The organism is Pseudazoarcus sp. NS20 (assembly GCF_059703745.1).
The window spans coordinates 268,098-286,571 of the sequence record NZ_BAAKIY010000004.1 but is presented as its reverse complement, the minus strand read 5'-3'; the positions used below and the strand labels follow the sequence as shown (position 1 = coordinate 286,571).

Below are 18,474 nucleotides of genomic sequence, written 5' to 3'. Positions count from 1 at the left end.
GAGGCCTGTAATGGCGCACTGTCGGATCATCGCACTGACTTCTCAGAAAGGCGGTTCAGGCAAGACCACCGTCACCATGCAGCTTGCCGCTGGGCTCGCGCAGCGCGGGCTGAAGGTATCCGTTGCCGATCTCGACCCGCAGGAAAGCGCCTCGCGCTGGAGTGAATCCGCCGCCACCGCGAAGCCTTTCCCCGCCAGCATCATCCGCCCCCAGGCAACCGCCGACGAGCTCAAGCGCGAGCTGCGTCCGCACATCAGGGCCAGCGACGTTCTGCTTCTCGACTGCCCGCCGTCCATCGAAAACCCGTTCACCATCGCGGCCCTCGACGTGGCTCACCTCGCCATCGTTCCGGTGGTGCCCAGCCCCACCGACCTGTGGTCTACACGTGCCATCGAACGCCTCATCCTGGAGCGCCGCAAGACGCTGTCCGGCGCCCTGCTGCCCAACCGCGTCACTCGCACGGCGCTGTCCGACGACGTGCTTGAAGTGATGCGCGATTTTGAATTGCCGGTGCTCGATGCGGCGCTGTCACAGCGCAGTGCCTACGCACAATCAGCAGTACGCGGCAGTTCGGTGTACGCTCTCGGACGTTCAGCATTGGCTGCGCGAGAAGAAGTGGAGCGGCTTGTCGCCGCAGTTCTCATCCATCTGGAGAAATGATCATGGCAAGCACCCGCAACACCAACCGTTCGGCGCTCCGCGCCAGCCTCAAACAGGAAGACGCCGCACTCGCCCAACGATTGCCTGCTGCGAAACCCGACACCAAGCCTGCTGCAACGGCCACGACCAAACCTGCTCCCAAACCCGCTTCGAAACCTGCAGCCAAACCGGCGGCGAAACCGGCCGCAAAACCTGCAGCGAAGGCCGTAGTGGCGAAGCCTGCTGCCAGCAAGACGGTCCCTTCCGCCGCGAAAAGCGCGGCCAAACCGGCGGCAAAGCCGACCGCAGCAAAACCGGTTGCCAGCAAATCGTCGGCAGCCGCTTCCGCCAAGCCGGCGAGCAAAACCGCTGCGACCAAAACCCCTGCCGCGCCAGCAACCAAGCCAGTCGCCGCCAAACCTGCCACCACGGCAGCGAAGAAACCGGCCGCTGCCAAAAAGCCGCCGGTCAAGAAGCCCGCCGCTCCGGCAAAAACCCCGGCAGCCAAGCCCGCGGCGAAACCAAGCGCCAGCGCAGCAAGCAAGCCAGCCGCCAGCACCACCACTAGCAAACCAGCGGCCAAACCGACAGCGGCCAAACCCGCCGCCAAGCCTGCCCCGACCAAGCCGACTACAAAGCCTGCCGCCAAACCCGCGGCGAAACCGGCCGCAAAACCGGCCGCAAAACCGGCTGCAAAGCCTGTGGCCTCGAAGCCCACGGCAAACAAGACCGCCGCCAAACCGACAAGCAGCCGCAGCACGGCTGCCAGCAAACCCGCCACGGGCAAGGCATCCAGCTCGACCACTCGCAGCCGCCCCACTTCGGGCGCACGCACGGCGGCTACGCCGGCAGCCAAACCGGCCAGCACGACCAAACCCACGACCAAAGCACCGGCCAAGACAGGCAAGACCGTACGCGATTCATTCTCGCTGCCTGCGACCGAGCAGAAAGGGCTCAAATCCCTTCGTCAGGCACTGCAGAAAAATGGCCGCAAGGTGAGCAAATCGGAAGTGCTGCGCGCCGGCCTCGCCTTGTTGGCGAAACGCGTGACGAGTGAGATCAGTGCGCTGATCGACGGCCTGCCCAAGGTCGTCAAAGGCGGCCGCAAGAAGAAGAAAAAGAGCTGAGCTTCGCTCCGCTCAGCGGGCCCGGACGTACAGCACTTTCGAGTCCGAGCCCGCTACCGTTCGTTCTTCGCATTCGAAGATGTCGCTGCGCGCACGCACCAGATCGCTCAGTTTGCGAAAGCCGTACAAACGCGAATCAAAGTCGGGCTGCAGCTTGTTGAGGTAGCTGCCAAAGGCGCCCAACCCGGCCCAGCCTGAATCATCCCCCGCCTGATCCAGCGCTTCGAGCACAAAAGCGCGCGGGAAATCCTGCGCGGGCGGTTCTTCGGTGGCCGTCGGGGAAGCGCTCGGAGCCGGTTTCTGAGCCTGCTTGTCGGCCGGTTTCTTCGCCGGTTTGGCAGCGCCATCGGCCGCCTTCGCACTGACCGGACGCAAGACCTCGGTGAACACGAAGCGGTGGCAGGCATTGCGGAAGGCCTCGGGGGTTTTCTTCTCGCCGAAACCGAACACCATCAGCCCCTCTTCGCGGATGCGCAGCGCGAGCCCGGTGAAATCACTGTCGCTCGAAACCAGGCAGAAGCCGTCGAAGCGCCGCGTATACAGCAGATCCATGGCGTCGATGATCAAGGTGCTGTCGGTGGAATTCTTGCCGGTGGTGTAGGCGAACTGCTGCACCGGCTTGATGGCATAGCGGTTGAGCACTTTTTTCCAGCCGGCGCTGTTGGTGGAGGTGAAGTCGCCGTAAATGCGCTTCACGGTCGCCTCGCCGAACCGTGCAATTTCGGCGAGCAGCCCTTCGATGACGGCCGCCTGGGCGTTGTCGGCATCGATCAGCACCGCCAGCCGCAGCGCGGAGTCATCGTTCTCGAACTTGTCACTGCGCTTGCCGTTGCTCATTGCGGGCTCCTCAAGTACTGCAGGCGATCAACACGCCGTCGGCCGCTTCGACGCGCAAGGTCACCAGCGCCTGATAGGCGGGCGAATCGTGCCAGGCCTGCACGGAAGCGCTATCGGGAAAACGCAGCACCACCACGCGGGTGTGCGGGTGCTCTCCGGCCAACAGGGCGGCAACCTCACCGCGAAACACCACTTCGCCGCCATACGGCGCAAGCGTAGCCGGCACGCGTGAAGTGTACTCCGCCCATTTCTGCGGATTCCGGACGGTGAGGTGTCCGACCATGTAGGCTTCGTTCATGCTGCACCTCCGCGTGGGTTTCACTCACTGTAGCCGATTGGCCAGGTGATGCTGCGTGCATGGCGCTGCGGCGGCGAAACAAGCGCGCCCCGCCCGAGCACGGGCGGGCGCGTGAAGCTTACGAAGCGTACTTGATGGTGCATCCGTAGGGGCGCGTGACCGGGTTCGGCACGTCGGTGCCGGCCTTGATGGCATCAAGCGCTTCCACCACGTAGTTGGTGGCGTCCTTGATGTCGGCGTCACGTGCGGTAGCGATCGAATCGATGCCGCCGCGGTAACGCAGCACACCTTCCGCATCGATGATGTACATGTGCGGCGTGACCTGCGCTGCGTAGGCCTTGCCGACCGTGCCCTGCTCATCCAGCAGGGTGTGGGTGACGGCACTGACGTTGCGGTCCTTGTTCAGGGCGATGGCCTGCTCGGCACTGACATGGCCCTGCGAACCCGGCTCGGACGAAATCACCTGCAACCACACGGCGCCCTGCTCGGCCGCCTTGGCCTGGGTTTGCTGCATGTTGCCGCTGCGGTAATGCTTCACGACGAAGGGGCAATCGTGGTTGGTCCATTCCAGCACCACCGTCTTGCCACGCAGCTTGGACAGCTCGATGGTCGAGCCGTCGGCCGCCACGGCCTTGAAGTCGGGCGCAGGCTTGCCGACGTCCGGCGCGGCCGACACGGCCAAGGGGGCGATCAATCCAACCGCCAGCGCGGCGGCAATCAGGGGACGAAGCGTCATCGTTGCACTCCTTTCAATCACGAGGGAAAAGCCATCGCGCTACGCGCCATCGAGCGCACGCAACACGATGTCGGGGGTGAGAATCTGCGGCAGCACCACGGGCTCGGCGCCGCGGGCAGCCGGATAGAACACGTACAGCGGCACGCCGCTGCGGCCGAAACGCTGGAGCACCTCGGTGATGGCCGCATCCTGATTGGTCCAGTCGCCTTTGAGATAAGCGATGTCGCCTGCGACAAACGCCGATGCGACTTCGCTGCGATTCAGCGCAACCTGCTCGTTCACCAGACACGTGATGCACCAGGCTGCCGTCATGTTGATGAACACCGCCCGCCCTTCGGCACGCAAGGCCTCGAGGCGCTCCGGCGTGTAGGGCTCGTGCGGCAGGGCTGTCGCGGCCGATGCCCCGTCCGATTGCGGCTGCGAGGCAATTCCCGAACCGAAGGCCAACGTAGTCAGCACCAGGGCCAAGGCGGCCAGACGGCCGCTCAAGCGCAGACGTGCATCCGCATGCCAGGTCACGTCGTACAACCACGCAGCGAGTGCCAGCGCGAGCATGCCCGCCAGCGCCACCAGCACCCCGCCGGCTCCGGCCTGTAACGCCAACACCCACACCAGCCACACGGCAGCGCCGTACATCGGAAACGCCAGAAACTGCTTGAAGCGCTCCATCCACGGCCCGGGGCGGGGCATGCGCGCAATCAACGCCGGCCAGTAGGCGAGCACGACGAAGGGAATCGCCAGGCCCAGCCCCAGCGCCAGGAAGATGAGCACCAGAGCCAGCGGAGGCTGCGTCATCGCGAACCCGATGGCGGCCCCCATGAACGGAGCGGTGCACGGTGTCGCCACGACCGCCGCCAGCACACCGGTGAAAAAACTGCCCGAGTGCCCGCCGCGCATGGTGAGTGAATGGCCGATGCCCGCCAAGCCGCCGCCGATGTGGAATACGCCGGACAGATTCAGCCCGACGGCGAACAGCAGCCACGCCACCATCACCACGAACACCGGCGACTGAAACTGGAAGCCCCAGCCCAGACTTGCGCCACCTTGCTGCAGGATCAGCACCACGGCGGCGAGAAATGCGAAGCTCGCCAGCACCCCGGCCAGATAGGCCAGACCGTGCCCACGCACGCTGGCGCGATCACCGCCGGTGCGTACCAACGCCAGCACCTTCATGGCGAGCACCGGGAAGACGCACGGCATCAGGTTGAGGATCAGCCCGCCTACCAGCGCAAACAGCACCGCCAGCGCGAGATTGATCGAGTTGGACTCCGCCTGCGAGCGCGCCATCGTCACCGGCTTGCCGGCCGCGATGGCGTCGACGCGCGGTGCCGACACCTCGAAGGCGCTCGACAGCATGCCGTCGAGCGTTTCCTCGCGGATCACCAGCACGCCGCCAAGCGGCGCATCGGTGGGCGTGGCATCCCCACGCGGTGCCTGCAGCACGATACCGTCGGCGGTGCGCGACAACTGTTGCCGGGCGGAATGATTGATGTGGCCCCACTCGAACGGATAGAACCAGATATCCGATGCACCGTCCGGTAGCGGGCCGGTATCGATGGCAATGCGCACGCCCTCTTCGCTCACCGCATAGCGACTTTTCCACGGCGAGGACTGCGGCAGACGCGCACGCGCCGCCTCGATGGCCGGGTGACCGTCACCGACCGTCTGGGCGGCCACCGGAATGTTCAGCTCAAGCTCGACGTCTTCGGGAATGCATACATCGGCGCACACCAACCAGGACACGCGGGCACGCACCGGCAAGGTTGTACCAGGCTCGGCCCCGGCGGGCACCTGCAAGGGCGAGAGCAGCGTGACGTTGCCTTCGTAGCCATAGTTGGTGACGGGGCCGAGTGAATGGCGTTCCGGCGCCGGCCATTCGATCTCGCCGATATGCATGCCCTCGGGCACGTCCCACGCGATGGTGGTGGCCAGGCCGGAATCGCCGGGGTTGCTCCAGTAGGTATGCCAGTCGGGGATGATGCGCTTGGCGACGCCGATGGTGACGGTATCGCCGGGCGCCACCGCCTCGGCGGACAGCACCAGCCTGGCCGCGACATGCGGCGTGTCGACCTGCGGCCCCTGTTGCTGGGCTGCTGCCACGGTCACCCCGAGGGCGCCGAGCAGGCCCACGCCCCACACAAGCAACCGACTGTAGCCACGACCCGCCAGGAACATGCACTTCTCCAGTGAAACCCGTTACTTGGCGCAGCATTACGGCCCGGCTGCACCTGCCGATGGAGTGTCATTGTGCACGCAGGTTCCGCAGCCGCGCGCGAAGAAATGCCGGAACGCAAAAGGCCAGCCCCGGAGGACTGGCCTTTTGCGTTGGTACTGGTGCTGCTGACCGGAATCGAACTGGTGACCTACTGATTACGAATCAGTTGCTCTACCGACTGAGCTACAGCAGCGAAGGGTCGCAAATATACCCGACCCGGCGCGCGGCATCAACCACGCATCAGATGACTTTCAGCTTGATGCCGCAGACACCTTCGACTTCGCCTTCCATCACGTCGCCGCGCACGATGGCGCCGACGCCGGCCGGCGTACCGGTCATGATCAGATCGCCCGGCTGCAGCTCGAAGTAGCGCGACAGGATCGAGATCTGCTCGGCGGTCTTCCAGATCATCTGGTTGAGGTCGCCGTTCTGGCGCACTTCACCGTTGACCTTGAAGACGACCTTGCCTTGGTCCGGGTGGCCGGTTTCGGACACGGGAATCAGTTCGGAACACGGTGCGGAGTGCTCGAAGGCCTTGCCCACATCCCACGGGCGGCCCATCTTCTTGGCTTCGCCCTGCAGGTCACGGCGGGTCATGTCGAGACCCACGCCGTAGCCGAACACCAGTTCCAGCGCTTCTTCGACGGACACGTTCTTGCCGCCCTTGGCAAGGCCGACCACCATCTCGAACTCGTAGTGCACGTCGGAGGTTTCCGCCGGGTACGGGAAATCCTGATCGACGATGACGTTGTCGGGGTTCTTCTCGAAGAAGAACGGCGGCTCCTTGTCCGGATCGTGGCCCATCTCGACCGCGTGAGCCGCATAGTTGCGGCCGATGCAGTAGATGCGGTGAATGGGGAAACGCTTCGAGGTACCGCGTACCGGCAGGCTCGGACGCTCGAGCGGTTCGAGAACGTATTCAGTGTTGGTGCTCATTCAATACTTCCTCAGGCAGGTGAGCTGCCCCCCTTCAGTCATCGCCCAGGGGCATGTTGCTGCGCCGACAGCCCGCCGACGCGGGCTACCGGACTCGGACTATGGGGGCGCATGCGGAGCAGCGAGCCCCCCCCGAGGACCACCACAGCTTCATGGAACACGAGCGCATCGTGGGTGCCATCGAAGAGCGCGACATCGAAGGTGCAAGCCGCGCCGTGTACGAGCACCTGCGCGGTGTCGAATACCGCCTGATGGACCCGACCGGACGTGGCACCGCAGCCCTGTGGGGCACCCAAAGGCGCCGCGCGCTGAAATCGCGAATCAAAGCCCGGCAAGCCGTTCAGCCCACCCTGACGGCTTGCTTACATTTTTTGCGCATCGCACCATAACCTCCTCATCAACTTGGCGCCCCGTCGTACCCGACGCCCCTCAAAGCGCCACGCAATTCCCACAACTTGCTGATAAATATCCTATAAAGAAATCGAGCCAGCGAATCTGCGCCCAGCACCATCCGCTGCGTCTACGTACAAATACTACGTTGCATCGCACCATAAATTGACCTAAAAAGAGCGCTCCCACCACCCTGGGTGTTGTGTCTATTAGAAGACCTGGCCGGCCCCGAAAGGGCACGTCCCGGCATCTGCAGTGCGGATTTGCGGACGACCTTCGCAAGCAGCGCGCCGCGAACGATACGGGGACGGTCGGCCATCACTGCCCAGCCGCCCTGCCCCGTCGAACTCATCGTTTTCGCAACCGACCAGGAGCGCTCATGACTCTCGACCGACTTTCCGGGCAAGGCACCGACTTCGCCCCCGCCACAACCACTCGATCCAAGCACTTCCAGAATCAGGAGGCCCCCGCTATGACCTCCCGCATTGCCTGCGAGCAGCTGCATGTGGACCCGCAACTTCACCGCTTCATCGAAACCGAGGCACTGCCCGGTACCGGCCTGGATGCAGAACGGTTCTGGCGTGATTTCAGCGAGCTGGCCCACCGTATGGCCCCACGCATCCGCTCGGCGCTTGCGGAGCGCGACCGCATGCAGGCCGAGCTCGACCGCTGGCACCGCAAGCACCACGGCCCCATCACCGACATGACTGCATACCGCAGCTTCTTGCAGTCCATCGGCTATCTGGTGCCGGCTCCAGCTGCCTTCTCGGCGACCACCGCCAATGTCGATGATGAAATCTGCGAGGTTGCCGGGCCGCAGCTCGTCGTGCCGGTCACCAATGCGCGCTACGCACTCAATGCCGCGAATGCACGTTGGGGCAGCCTGTATGACGCGCTTTACGGCACTGACGCGATTGCGGAGGACGACGGCGCCGAACGCCGCCCCGAGTACAACCCGGCACGCGGCGAAAAAGTAGTGGCGCGCGTGCGCGCCTTCCTCGACCAGGCAGCGCCACTCGACAGCGGCTCCCATGCCGACGTGCGGGCGTGGCAGATTCGCGCAGGTCGGCTGTTGGCGCAGCTCTCAGACGGCACCGAATCCGGCCTCGCCAACAAGGGGCAATTCGCTGGCCACCAAGGCAAGGCGATGTCGCCCGATGTCGTGCTGCTGCGCCACCACGGTCTGCACATCGAGATCCATATCGACCGCGACACGCAGACCGGCCGCAACGACCCGGCCGGCATCAGTGACGTGGTGATCGAGGCCGCCTTGACGACCATCATCGATCTCGAAGACTCGATTGCCGCAGTCGATGCCACGGACAAGGTGCTCGCCTACCGAAATTGGCTGGGCCTCATGCAGGGCACGCTCACCACCACCTTCAACAAGGATGGCGAGACGGTACGCCGCACGCTGGCCGCCGACCGCGAATACACCGCGCCGGACGGCTCCACACTGAAGCTTCCCGGTCGATCATTGATGTTCCTGCGCAATGTCGGCTCGCTGCTCACCAATCCGGCGGTTCTCCTGCAGGACGGCAGCGAAATCCCGGAAGAGTTGCTCGACGCGGTGATCGGCTCGCTGATCGCCATGCATGATCTGAAAGCGCGTCGCAATTCGCGCCACGGCAGCATGTACATCGTCAAACCGAAAATGCACGGCCCCGCCGAGGTTGCGCTGGCAAACGAGTTGTTCGGCCACGTCGAAACCTTGCTGGGCTTGCCACCGGACACCATCAAGCTCGGCATCATGGACGAGGAGCGCCGCACCTCGGTCAACCTCGCCGCCTGCATTGCTGCTGCAAAGTCGCGCGTTGCCTTCATCAACACCGGCTTCCTCGACCGCACCGGCGACGAGATCCACACCGCAATGGAAGCAGGCCCGATGCTGCGCAAGACGGCCATGAAAGGCACGCCGTGGATCGCCGCCTACGAGCGCCACAACGTGCTCGCCGGCCTGGCCTGCGGGCTGCGCGGCAAGGCGCAGATCGGCAAGGGCATGTGGGCCATGCCGGACAAGATGGCGGCCATGCTGGAACAGAAGGTTGCCCACCCCAAGGCCGGCGCCAACACCGCCTGGGTGCCTTCGCCCACCGCGGCCACCCTGCACGCCCTGCACTATCACGAGGTCGACGTCGCCGCGCTACAGGAGAAGATGGAGCGCGAATCCGACTTCGTCACGCTGCGCGACAAACTGCTCGACGACATCCTAAGCGTGCCGGTGGTGAGCAAGGCCGAATGGTCCGCTGAGGAAATCCGTCAGGAGCTCGACAACAACGCCCAAGGCATTCTTGGCTACGTCGTGCGCTGGATCGACCAGGGCGTGGGCTGCTCGAAAGTGCCGGACATCAATGATGTCGGACTGATGGAAGACCGCGCCACGCTGCGCATATCCAGCCAGCACATCGGCAACTGGCTGCGGCACGGCGTGTGCTCGGAGCAGCAGGTCACCGACACGCTGCGGCGCATGGCCGAAGTGGTGGACGGGCAAAACGCCGGCGACCCGGCCTACCGCCCGATGAGCGACGACTTCGAGAACTCCATCGCCTTCCGCGCCGCCAGCGACCTGATCTTCAAGGCCTGCGCGCAGCCCAACGGCTACACCGAGCCGCTGCTGCACCACTGGCGTCTGGCCGCCAAGGCCGAGAAGTGACCGACCGCCTCTCGCTGCACAAACGGCGCCTGCGGGCGCCGTTTTCCATTGCGCGCCTGATTGCATCCAGGGACTTGCACGACGTTGCGCCGCGGCCGAAACTGACGCCACCATGAAAGGCTCTGACACCCCGGCCCTGCGCAAACACTGGCGACGCAACCGCCTGCTGACCTGCGCCCTGCTGATACTGTGGTTCGGCCTCATTCTGGGGGCCGCCCTGTACGCCCGTGAGCTCAATCGTCACAGCGTGTTTGGCATCCCGATCGCCTTCTACCTGTTCGCCCAGGGCGCTCCGATCTTCTTCCTGATCATCATCGGCGTGTATGCACGCCGGATGAACCGTCTCGACCGCCGTCAGCTCACGAAACTGCCCGACGACCGCACCTGAAAATCTTTTGCGCGTTAAGGCTCTTGTAAGTTTCAGCCCCGATACTGCACTCACGATGCAGTCAGTCGTGGCTTCCCGAGAAAACCCGCGAACTACGCGAAACCGGCAAGCACGCATGCAAAACCATCACCACCCACTTCCACTGCGGACTTTTGCCCGCGTGCTTGCACCCCCCGGTAGATTACCGGGGGGTTTTTTTTCGTGCTTTTGCAGTCGTGAAAGCCGCAATGCGTGGCCTGCGATTTTTGGCGCGAAATGCTATAATCGCCCTCTTTTCCAGACCACCTCCGAGGTGCCGCCTTGTCCCTCGCCGTCCAGCCCACGCTCGATATCGATACCTTCCATCCGCCGCATCGCATTCTGCTCGGCCCTGGCCCGTCCGATCTGCATCCGCAGGTCAAATCGGCCCTCGCGCAGGACGTCATCGGCTACCTGGATCCGATCTTCGTCACGATGATGGAAGAGCTCAAGACGCTCATGCGTTACGCCTTCCAGACCAAGAACGCATTGACCTTCCCGATGTCGGGCCCCGGCTCCGTCGGCATGGAAGCCTGCTTCGTGAACCTGGTCGAACCCGGCGACAAGGTGATCGTCTGCCGCAACGGCGTGTTCGGCGGCCGCATGATCGAGAACGTCGAACGCTGCGGCGCCACGGCCATCGTCGTCGAAGAAGACTGGGGCAAGCCGGTCGACCCGCAGAAACTCGAAGACGCCCTCAAGGCCAACCCGGGCGTTTCGGTGGTGGCCTTTGTCCACGCAGAGACCTCCACCGGCGCGCAGTCCGACGCGCAGACCCTGTGCGACATCGCCCGCAAGTACGACGCGCTGACCATCGTCGACGCCGTCACCTCGCTCGGCGGCACCCCGGTGCTGATCGACGCCTGGGGTGTCGATGCCGTCTATTCGGCCACGCAGAAATGCCTGTCGTGCACGCCGGGCCTGTCGCCGGTGAGCTTCTCCGACCGCGCCATCGCCAAGGTCAAGGCCCGCAAGACGCGCGTCCAGAGCTGGTTCATGGACCTGAACTTGGTGCTTGACTACTGGAGCGCCACGCAGCGCACCTATCACCACACCGCCCCGGGCAACAGCCTGTACGGCCTGCACGAAGCCCTGCGCCTGCTCGCCGCCGAAGGCCTCGAGCACGCTTGGGCACGTCACCAGCGCCACCACGAAGCACTCAAGGCCGGCCTCGATACGCTGGGCCTGAACTTCGTCGTGGCCGAGGGTGCCCGCCTGCCGCAGATGAACGCGGTGTGGGTGCCGGAGGGCGTGGATGACAAGCTGGTGCGCCGCACCCTGCTCGAAGAGTACGGCGTCGAAATCGGCGCCGGCCTCGGCCCGCTGGCCGGCCAGATCTGGCGTTTCGGCCTGATGGGTTATTCGGCACGCGAAGAGAACGTGCTGGGGGCCCTCTCTGCCATGGAAATGGTGCTCGACGCCAACGGCCGCTCGGTCGAACCGGGCGCAGCCATCACCGCCGCCCAGCGCGTGTTCGCCCAGCAGCACCACATCCCGCGCACGGCAACCGCCTGACGCACGCAGCCGAGCGCTGCACACGAAAAAGCCACGGCATGCCGTGGCTTTTTTTATGTCGCCGCAGCGCGGCTACGGCTGCGCAACTTACATGTTGGCGATGACCGCATCACCGAAGGCCGAGCACGAAATCTCGGTGGCGCCGTCCATCAGGCTGGCGAAGTCGTAGGTGACGCGCTTCGAAGCAATCGCCCCCTCCATGCCCTGAATGATGCAGTCCGCGGCCTCACGCCAGCCGAGGTGACGCAGCATCATCTCGGCCGACAGGATTTCCGAGCCCGGGTTGGCCTTGTTCTGGCCGGCAATCGCCGGTGCCGTGCCGTGCGTGGCCTCGAAGCAGGCGTATTGATCCGACACATTGGCCCCCGGCGCGATGCCGATACCACCCACCTGCGCCGCCAACGCGTCAGCGATGTAATCGCCGTTGAGGTTGGTGGTGGCGATCACGTCGCACACTTCAGGGCGCAGCAGCACTTCCTGCAGAAACGCATCCGCGATGAAATCCTTCACCAGAATCTCGCGCCCGGTCTTCGGGTTTTTGAACGTGCACCACGGGCCACCCTTGATCTCGACTGCGCCGAATTCCTCCCGCGCGATCTTGTAACCGACGTCACGAAAACCGCCTTCAGTGAACTTCTGGATATTCCCCTTGTGCACCAGCGTGATCGACTCGCGATCATTGTCGATGGCGTACTTGAAAGCCGCGCGGATCAGCCGCGAGCTTCCCTCGATCGACACCGGCTTGATACCGATGGCCGAGGTATCGGGGAAACGGATCTTGGTGACGCCCATCTCGTCCTGCAGGAACTTGATGAGCTTTTCGGCCTCGGGCGAATTCGCCGGCCATTCGATGCCGGCGTAGATGTCTTCGGTGTTCTCGCGGAAGATCACCATATCGACCCGCTCCGGGTGACGCACCGGTGAGGGCACACCACGGAACCAGCGAATCGGGCGAATGCACTGATACAGGTCGAGTCGCTGGCGCAGCGCCACGTTGAGCGAGCGCATGCCGCCGCTGATCGGCGTTGTCATCGGCCCCTTGATCGACACCGAATAGTCCATCAGCGCCTGGAAGCTTTCTTCCGGAAACCATTCATCCGGGCCATACACACGCGTGGCCTTCTCGCCGGCAAAGACTTCCATCCAGTGAATCTTGCGCTGCACCCCATAGGCCTTCTCGACGGCGGCATCGACCACCTTGATCATCACCGGAGTGATCTCCGCGCCAATGCCGTCACCTTCGATGAACGGGATGATCGGATGGTGCGGCACCGGCTTGCCTGGAACAATCTTCTGGCCGCCAGCCGGAACCTGATACTTGGGTGCGCTCATTGTGACTCCTGGTGTAGGGATATTCGGAACGCCCGCCCCGGCGAGTCACCAGCGCGAACGACACACCCGCTGCCGGCACGCGGTGGCGCGTCGGAGCGGCAGGACCTGCGTCCGGCATTATCACGCAATTCACCCTCGCCTGACAGGTCTTATAAAAGACACATGTCCTGAAGCCCCTGGCAAGCAGCACTGCGCAAAGAAAATCGGGCAAACGCCATGAAGCGCCTGCCCGATCATTGACCCAAGGAATCCCCCGCCGCCCCCGCAGGGACATGGATCACACCGGCGTGTAGATGATGATCAAAGCCTTCGCGCCCGGACTCAGGCCGCGCCCGCGATGTGGCGTGCGTGATTCGAAATACAGGCTGTCACCCGGTTCGAGCACCCAACTGCGCGGCTCGCCATCGATCTTCATCTCCCACTGCACACGCCCTTCGAGAATGAACAGGAATTCTTCGCCGTCGTGCTCGAACCAGGTGTCTTTCTCGACCTCGGGGAACGAGAAGATGAAGGGCTGCATGCGCTTGTGGCGCTTGCGATGCGCCAGACTGGAATAGTCGTAGCCGAAGGCGCTGGCGCCGCGCACCGAAGGCTGACGCTCATCGGCGCGCACCACGCTCACCACGTCTTGCCACGCATCATCCAGCGGCTTCAGAAAATCGGCCACGTCGGCACGCAGCGCGTGCGCAATGCGCACCAGCGTACCGATGGGCGGGACGATACGGGCATTCTCGATCTTCGAGATATAGCCCTTGGTCACGCCGCAGGCGTCGGCCATCTGCTCTTGCGTCATGCCGCGTTCGTTGCGCAAGGTGGTGATGCGGGTGCTGATGGCGCGCTCTACATCCTGCGCGGCGGAACCGGTGCTGTGTTCGGACATGGCTGTTCAATCTGTGCGGAGACCACCCCAGCGGGCCTCGTTCGCGGATAGCGCCGTAGCATACTCCATGATGCGGGCGGTTTCCGCTGCGACAACTTTCCCCAACATGCGCTCCAACAGATAGAGCGTCACGTCGATGCACAGACTGACGCCACCGCCGGTCACCACGGCTCCGTCATCCACCAGGCGCGCGCTGACCGCCTCCACCTCAGGGTAGCGCTCACCCAGCAATTGCAGCGGCGGAGTTTCCTGCCCGGCAACCACCTCTTGCTTGGTAGTGGCGCGGTGGCCGCTGAGCACACCGGCCGCCGCCAGAATCATCCCGCCGGTACACACCGATGCCACGAGGTGCCGCTGGCCGCATGCACGCAAATAGCCCAGCGTGGGCTCATGCACCGTCTGCGCCTGCCAACCCGGCCCGCCGGTGACGATCAGCGCATCAAGCGGCGGTGCGTCGTCTACGCCGTGCTGCGCCATGACCACCAGCCCGTTGGAGAACAGCACCGGCCCGGCTTGCGGCGCGATGGTGACGATCTCGATCTGCGGCGCAATGCGTCGCGCCATCGACAGCACACCGAAGGTGGCGAGGTCGATTGGCTCTACGCCTTCATAGATGAATACACCGAAACGCATGAGGCTCTCCTGGCTGAGTGGACGCACTATCATAGGGCCGAAGTTTCCTTTTGAGAAACTAATTGGTGCGCAGCACAACGATTGGTGTTTGCACCAGCGATTCGAACAAACCTCAATTAATCAGCAAAATAATCGATGTTGATCCATATGTTTCCTGATAGGACACATTGGCATGTTTCCTGCTAAGAATCGTCGTGTCACCCATTTTGGTCGCAGCCGCCCACGCTGCTCACGACGATTTCGCAGGCATGCCCCTGCCCGACTCAGGAGAACACACCATGGATCAGAACGACCCGAAGGACACTCCCCAGACGTCTCCCGCCACCGAACCGGCCGTGTCGCGCCGACGTTTTCTCGGCACGGCCACGGCCGTTGGCGCAGCCGGCGTGGGCTTTCCGTTCATCGCCAAAGCGCAGGCGCCGATCCGCTGGCGTTTCCAAAGCACGTGGCCGGCGCGCTTCCTGTATCAGGAGGTGGCGGTGGACTGGACCAAGAAGGTCGACGAGATGTCCGACGGCCGCTTGAAGATCGAAATGCTGCCGGCCGGCGCCGTGGTTCCCGGCCTGCAGATCGTCGATGCCACCAGCCAGGGCGTGCTCGACGGCGGCCACGGCCTGCCCGGTTTCTGGTTCGGCAAGAACACGGCCTTCGGCCTGTACGGCGCGGGGCCGGATTTCGGCATGGACGCCAACCATATGCTGGGCTGGATCGAATACGGCGGCGGTGCCGAACTGTTCGCCGAGATCCAGGCGGCCTCCAAGCTCAACATCCAGAGCTTCCTGCTCGGCCCGGTGCCGTCCGAGCCGATGGGCTGGTTCCGCAAGGAGATCCAGACGCTCGACGACCTGAAGGGGCTGCGCTTCCGCACCGCTGGTCTGGCGGTGGACATGTTCCGCGAACTGGGCATGTCTCCGGTACAGATGGCACCGGCCGACATCGTGCCGGCGCTGGACCGCGGCCTGCTCGACGCCGCCGAATTCGCCAGCGCGACGGACGACCGCATCATGGGCTTCCCGGACGTGGCCAAGTTCTACCTCCAGCACAGCTATCACATGTCCAACAACGTCTGTGAGGTGATGATCAACCGCCGCCGCTACGAGGCGCTGCCGGACGACCTCAAGACGGTGCTCAAGTACGCCTCGCACGCCGCCACTGCCGACATGCAGTGGAAGAACATGGACCGTATGTCGAAGGACTATCTCGAGCTGCAGGCCGAGGGCAAGGTCAAGACCTACCGCACGCCCGAGCCCATCCTGCAAGCGCAATTGAAAGCCTGGACCAGCGTGGTGGAACGGCGCTCGGCCGAAAACGCGCTGTTCGCCAAGGTGGTCGAGTCGCAGAAAGCCTGGGCCAAGCGCGTGGTGCATTGGCACAACGAAGTCACGCCGGACAAGGAAGTGGCCTATGCCCACTACTTCGGCACCCCGAAAGGCTGACCCGTGCCCGCCCCGGCACAGCCCGGGGCGGGGCCTGCACCTGTTCTCGAACCGGAGCCCCTCATGCACGACATGAACCCATCCGCGACACCGCAGCGCTCCACCCCGCCGCTGCGCGTGATCGCACTCGTCGATGCGCTCAGCACCTTTGCCGGGCGCGCATCGTCATGGCTCATCCTGATTCTCACCCTGGTGATTTCCTACGAGGTGGTGGCGCGCTACGTCTTCAACCACCCGCTGGATTGGGTCTTCGACACCAGCTACATGCTCTACGGTGCGGTGCTGTTGCTGTCCGGCGCATACGCGATGGCCAAGGAAGCGCATGTGCGTGGCGACCTGCTGTACGGCGAATTCTCGCCGCGCGTGCAGGCCAGCATGGATCTGGCGCTGTATGCGCTGTTCTTCGTCCCCGGCGTGGTGGCGTTGGTGGTGGCCGGCTGGCATTTCGCGGCCGAGTCCTGGGCCATCCGTGAAGCCTCTTCGCTGACACCCGATGGCCCGCCGGTGTATCCGCTGAAAATGGTCATTCCGCTGGCCGGCGCGCTGCTGCTGATCCAGGGCCTGGCCGAGATGCTGCGTTGCTGCGTGTGCCTGAAGCACGGGGCATGGCCACCGCGCGCACCGGACATCGGCGCACTCGATGTCGAGACGCTGCGTGCCGAGCTGTCGGATTCGCCGATGCCGGCCATTGCCCCCAACGCACGGGTGACGCCATGAAGCCCGGCGTGAAATTCGGTATCGGCCTGCTCGTCACCATCGTGCTGGTGGTAGCCACGCTGTTCCTGACCACGCCGGACATCAGCGATGCCCACGTCGGCCTGCTGATGCTCGGGCTGGTGGTGGTCGCCATCATGCTCGGCTTTCCGGCGGCCTTCACGTTGATGGGCATGGGCGTGCTGTTCGGCCTGTATGCCTTCCGCGGCGACTTCGAGATCGTCACCAACGTGGTGGTGCAGCGCGCCTATGCGGTGCTCACGCACGACGTGCTGGTGGCCATCCCGCTGTTCATTTTCATGGGTTATCTGGTCGAGCGCGCCAACCTCATCAAGCGCCTGTTCGAAGCCCTGCACATCGCCATGGCACGCCTGCCCGGCGCGCTGGCCGTGGCCACGCTGGCCACCTGCGCCTTGTTTGCCACGGCCACCGGCATCATCGGCGCGGTGGTTGCATTGATGGGGCTGCTGGCGCTGCCGGCAATGCTGCGCGCGGGCTACGACGTGCGACTGGCTAGTGGCGTGGTGGCGGCCGGCGGCTGTCTGGGCATCCTGATCCCGCCGTCGGTGCTGCTCATCGTGTATGGCGCAACGGCCGGCGTGTCGGTGGTGCAGCTGTATGCCGGGGCGCTGTTCCCCGGCCTGATGCTGGCCGGCATGTACATGATCTACGTGGTGGTGCTGGCCAAGCTCAAGCCGCACTTGGCGCCACCGCTGACGTACGAACAGCGCCAGGTGCCCCTGCCTGCCTTTGTCGAGGCAATGCCCGAGCGAGGCAACACCCATGCCATACCTGCGCTGATGGCGATGCTCAAGGGGCGCCTCGCCTCCAATGTACACACGGCAACGCTGGTGGGCTACCTCACGGTGGCCGTGGTGCCGCTGATCGCCTTCGTCGCCATCGGCATCATGCTGATGCGCAGCGTCAGCAGCCCTGATGACCACGGCCTGAGCTCGGTGCCGACGCTGTTCTGGGTAGCGAGTATTGCCGGCGGTGCTCCGCTGCTGGGCTTCTACGCGTGGTTCACCTTCGCACGGCTGGAAGTGCTGAAGATGCTGTTCGGCTCGTTCGTGCCGCTGGCCGCGCTGATCGTTGCGGTGCTCGGCTCCATTGTCGGCGGGCTGGCCACGCCCACCGAGGCGGCGGCCGTCGGCGCGATGGGCGGCTGCCTGCTGGCGCTGGCCTATCGCCGGCTCAACTACCGCATGATGAAAGAGTCGCTGTGCCTCACGGCCAAGACTTCGGCCATGGTGGGCTGGCTGTTCATCGGCGCGGGCATCTTCTCGTCGGTGTTCGCACTGCTCGGCGGGCAGCGTCTGATCGAGGAATGGGTGATCGGCATGGACCTCACCCCGCTGCAGTTCCTGATCCTCGCGCAGATCATCATCTTCGTGCTGGGCTGGCCGCTCGACTGGGCCGAGATCATCGTAATCTTCGTGCCCATCTTCGTGCCGCTGCTCGACCACTTCGGCATCAACCCGCTGTTCTTTGGCCTGCTCGTGGCCATCAACCTGCAGACCGCCTTCCTGTCACCGCCGGTGGCCATGGCGGCGTTCTACCTGCGCGGCGTCGCACCGCCGCACGTAACCATCACCAAGATCTTCGCGGGGATGCTGCCCTTCCTGGCGATCCAGTTGCTCGCCCTGGTCGTGCTCTACACCTTCCCGGCCATCGCGCTGTGGCTGCCCGCAAAGCTCTATGGATGACAACAAGGCCACTACCGGCC

18 protein-coding genes and 1 tRNA gene are annotated in these 18,474 nt (G+C 64.3%); 9 read left to right on the top strand and 10 right to left on the bottom strand.

Annotated elements, in window-relative coordinates; all coding sequences use genetic code 11:
• Positions 1-10 precede the first annotated feature (10 nt).
• Positions 11-661 carry a ParA family partition ATPase gene (gene parA / locus AC6H0W_RS13130; RefSeq protein WP_497577631.1) on the top strand — a complete coding sequence of 217 codons (651 nt, stop codon included), beginning with the start codon at positions 11-13 and terminating at the stop codon, positions 659-661.
• On the opposite strand, the gene AC6H0W_RS13125 is transcribed toward parA, so the two are convergent.
• Positions 642-1,367: a hypothetical protein gene (locus AC6H0W_RS13125; RefSeq protein WP_497577630.1), complete on the bottom strand. Its 726-nt coding sequence runs from the start codon at positions 1,365-1,367 to the stop codon at positions 642-644. The two genes, parA and AC6H0W_RS13125, sit on opposite strands and share 20 nt — an antisense overlap.
• Between AC6H0W_RS13125 and AC6H0W_RS13120 the strand changes: the two genes are divergently transcribed.
• Positions 1,342-1,767 carry a hypothetical protein gene (locus AC6H0W_RS13120; protein ID WP_497577629.1) on the top strand — a complete coding sequence of 142 codons (426 nt, stop codon included), beginning with the start codon at positions 1,342-1,344 and terminating at the stop codon, positions 1,765-1,767. The two genes, AC6H0W_RS13125 and AC6H0W_RS13120, sit on opposite strands and share 26 nt — an antisense overlap.
• Positions 1,768-1,779: 12 nt before the next feature.
• Here AC6H0W_RS13120 and AC6H0W_RS13115 read toward each other — a convergent pair whose 3' ends face one another.
• The 6 genes from AC6H0W_RS13115 to AC6H0W_RS13090 all read right to left on the bottom strand — a co-directional run bounded on the left by AC6H0W_RS13115 (position 1,780) and on the right by AC6H0W_RS13090 (position 6,789).
• The gene (locus AC6H0W_RS13115) at positions 1,780-2,604 is read right to left on the bottom strand and encodes an NYN domain-containing protein (protein WP_497577628.1); all 825 of its coding nucleotides are present in this window, start codon (positions 2,602-2,604) and stop codon (positions 1,780-1,782) included.
• A 10-nt stretch (positions 2,605-2,614) separates the two neighbouring features.
• Positions 2,615-2,902 carry a DUF1330 domain-containing protein gene (locus AC6H0W_RS13110; protein WP_497577627.1) on the bottom strand — a complete coding sequence of 96 codons (288 nt, stop codon included), beginning with the start codon at positions 2,900-2,902 and terminating at the stop codon, positions 2,615-2,617.
• Positions 2,903-3,020: 118 nt separating this feature from the next.
• Entirely contained in the window at positions 3,021-3,638 is a 618-nt protein-coding gene (locus AC6H0W_RS13105) for a redoxin domain-containing protein (RefSeq protein WP_497577626.1), read from the bottom strand.
• A gap of 39 nt (positions 3,639-3,677) precedes the next feature.
• Entirely contained in the window at positions 3,678-5,813 is a 2,136-nt protein-coding gene (locus tag AC6H0W_RS13100) for a protein-disulfide reductase DsbD family protein (protein ID WP_497577625.1), read from the bottom strand.
• Positions 5,814-5,970: 157 nt separating this feature from the next.
• Positions 5,971-6,046 (bottom strand) — tRNA-Thr (locus AC6H0W_RS13095).
• A 47-nt stretch (positions 6,047-6,093) separates the two neighbouring features.
• Positions 6,094-6,789, bottom strand: a complete 696-nt coding sequence (locus tag AC6H0W_RS13090; RefSeq protein WP_497577623.1) for a fumarylacetoacetate hydrolase family protein — start codon at positions 6,787-6,789, stop codon at positions 6,094-6,096.
• 53 nt (positions 6,790-6,842) lie between these two features.
• Here AC6H0W_RS13090 and AC6H0W_RS13085 point away from each other — a divergent pair, with 53 nt between their 5' ends.
• The 4 genes from AC6H0W_RS13085 (at position 6,843) to AC6H0W_RS13070 (ending at position 11,753) form a co-directional block, all read left to right on the top strand.
• Positions 6,843-7,178, top strand: a complete 336-nt coding sequence (locus tag AC6H0W_RS13085) for an FCD domain-containing protein (protein ID WP_497577622.1) — start codon at positions 6,843-6,845, stop codon at positions 7,176-7,178.
• Positions 7,179-7,651: 473 nt separating this feature from the next.
• The gene (locus AC6H0W_RS13080; protein WP_497577847.1) at positions 7,652-9,832 is read left to right on the top strand and encodes a malate synthase G; all 2,181 of its coding nucleotides are present in this window, start codon (positions 7,652-7,654) and stop codon (positions 9,830-9,832) included.
• 112 nt (positions 9,833-9,944) lie between these two features.
• Complete coding sequence (locus AC6H0W_RS13075; RefSeq protein WP_497577621.1) at positions 9,945-10,220, top strand: DUF4212 domain-containing protein; 276 nt, start codon at positions 9,945-9,947, stop codon at positions 10,218-10,220.
• A 300-nt stretch (positions 10,221-10,520) separates the two neighbouring features.
• Positions 10,521-11,753 carry a pyridoxal-phosphate-dependent aminotransferase family protein gene (locus tag AC6H0W_RS13070; protein WP_497577620.1) on the top strand — a complete coding sequence of 411 codons (1,233 nt, stop codon included), beginning with the start codon at positions 10,521-10,523 and terminating at the stop codon, positions 11,751-11,753.
• Positions 11,754-11,840: 87 nt separating this feature from the next.
• Here the strand turns inward: AC6H0W_RS13070 and icd are convergent, their stop codons facing one another.
• The 3 genes from icd to AC6H0W_RS13055 all read right to left on the bottom strand — a co-directional run bounded on the left by icd (position 11,841) and on the right by AC6H0W_RS13055 (position 14,598).
• Positions 11,841-13,085, bottom strand: a complete 1,245-nt coding sequence (gene icd, locus AC6H0W_RS13065; RefSeq protein ID WP_497577619.1) for an NADP-dependent isocitrate dehydrogenase — start codon at positions 13,083-13,085, stop codon at positions 11,841-11,843.
• 277 nt (positions 13,086-13,362) lie between these two features.
• On the bottom strand, positions 13,363-13,965 hold the full coding sequence (locus AC6H0W_RS13060) for a helix-turn-helix domain-containing protein (RefSeq protein ID WP_497577618.1): 603 nt from the start codon (positions 13,963-13,965) through the stop codon (positions 13,363-13,365).
• Positions 13,966-13,971: 6 nt separating this feature from the next.
• Entirely contained in the window at positions 13,972-14,598 is a 627-nt protein-coding gene (locus tag AC6H0W_RS13055) for a DJ-1/PfpI family protein (protein ID WP_497577617.1), read from the bottom strand.
• 278 nt (positions 14,599-14,876) lie between these two features.
• Here AC6H0W_RS13055 and AC6H0W_RS13050 point away from each other — a divergent pair, with 278 nt between their 5' ends.
• The 3 genes from AC6H0W_RS13050 (at position 14,877) to AC6H0W_RS13040 (ending at position 18,454) form a co-directional block, all read left to right on the top strand.
• A complete protein-coding gene (locus AC6H0W_RS13050) occupies positions 14,877-16,034 on the top strand; it encodes a TRAP transporter substrate-binding protein (protein WP_497577616.1) in 1,158 nt (385 codons plus the stop codon).
• 63 nt (positions 16,035-16,097) lie between these two features.
• Positions 16,098-16,751, top strand: coding sequence for a TRAP transporter small permease subunit (locus AC6H0W_RS13045; protein ID WP_497577615.1), 654 nt, complete (start codon positions 16,098-16,100; stop codon positions 16,749-16,751).
• An 8-nt stretch (positions 16,752-16,759) separates the two neighbouring features.
• Complete coding sequence (locus AC6H0W_RS13040) at positions 16,760-18,454, top strand: TRAP transporter large permease (protein ID WP_497577614.1); 1,695 nt, start codon at positions 16,760-16,762, stop codon at positions 18,452-18,454.
• Positions 18,455-18,474: the final 20 nt, after the last annotated feature.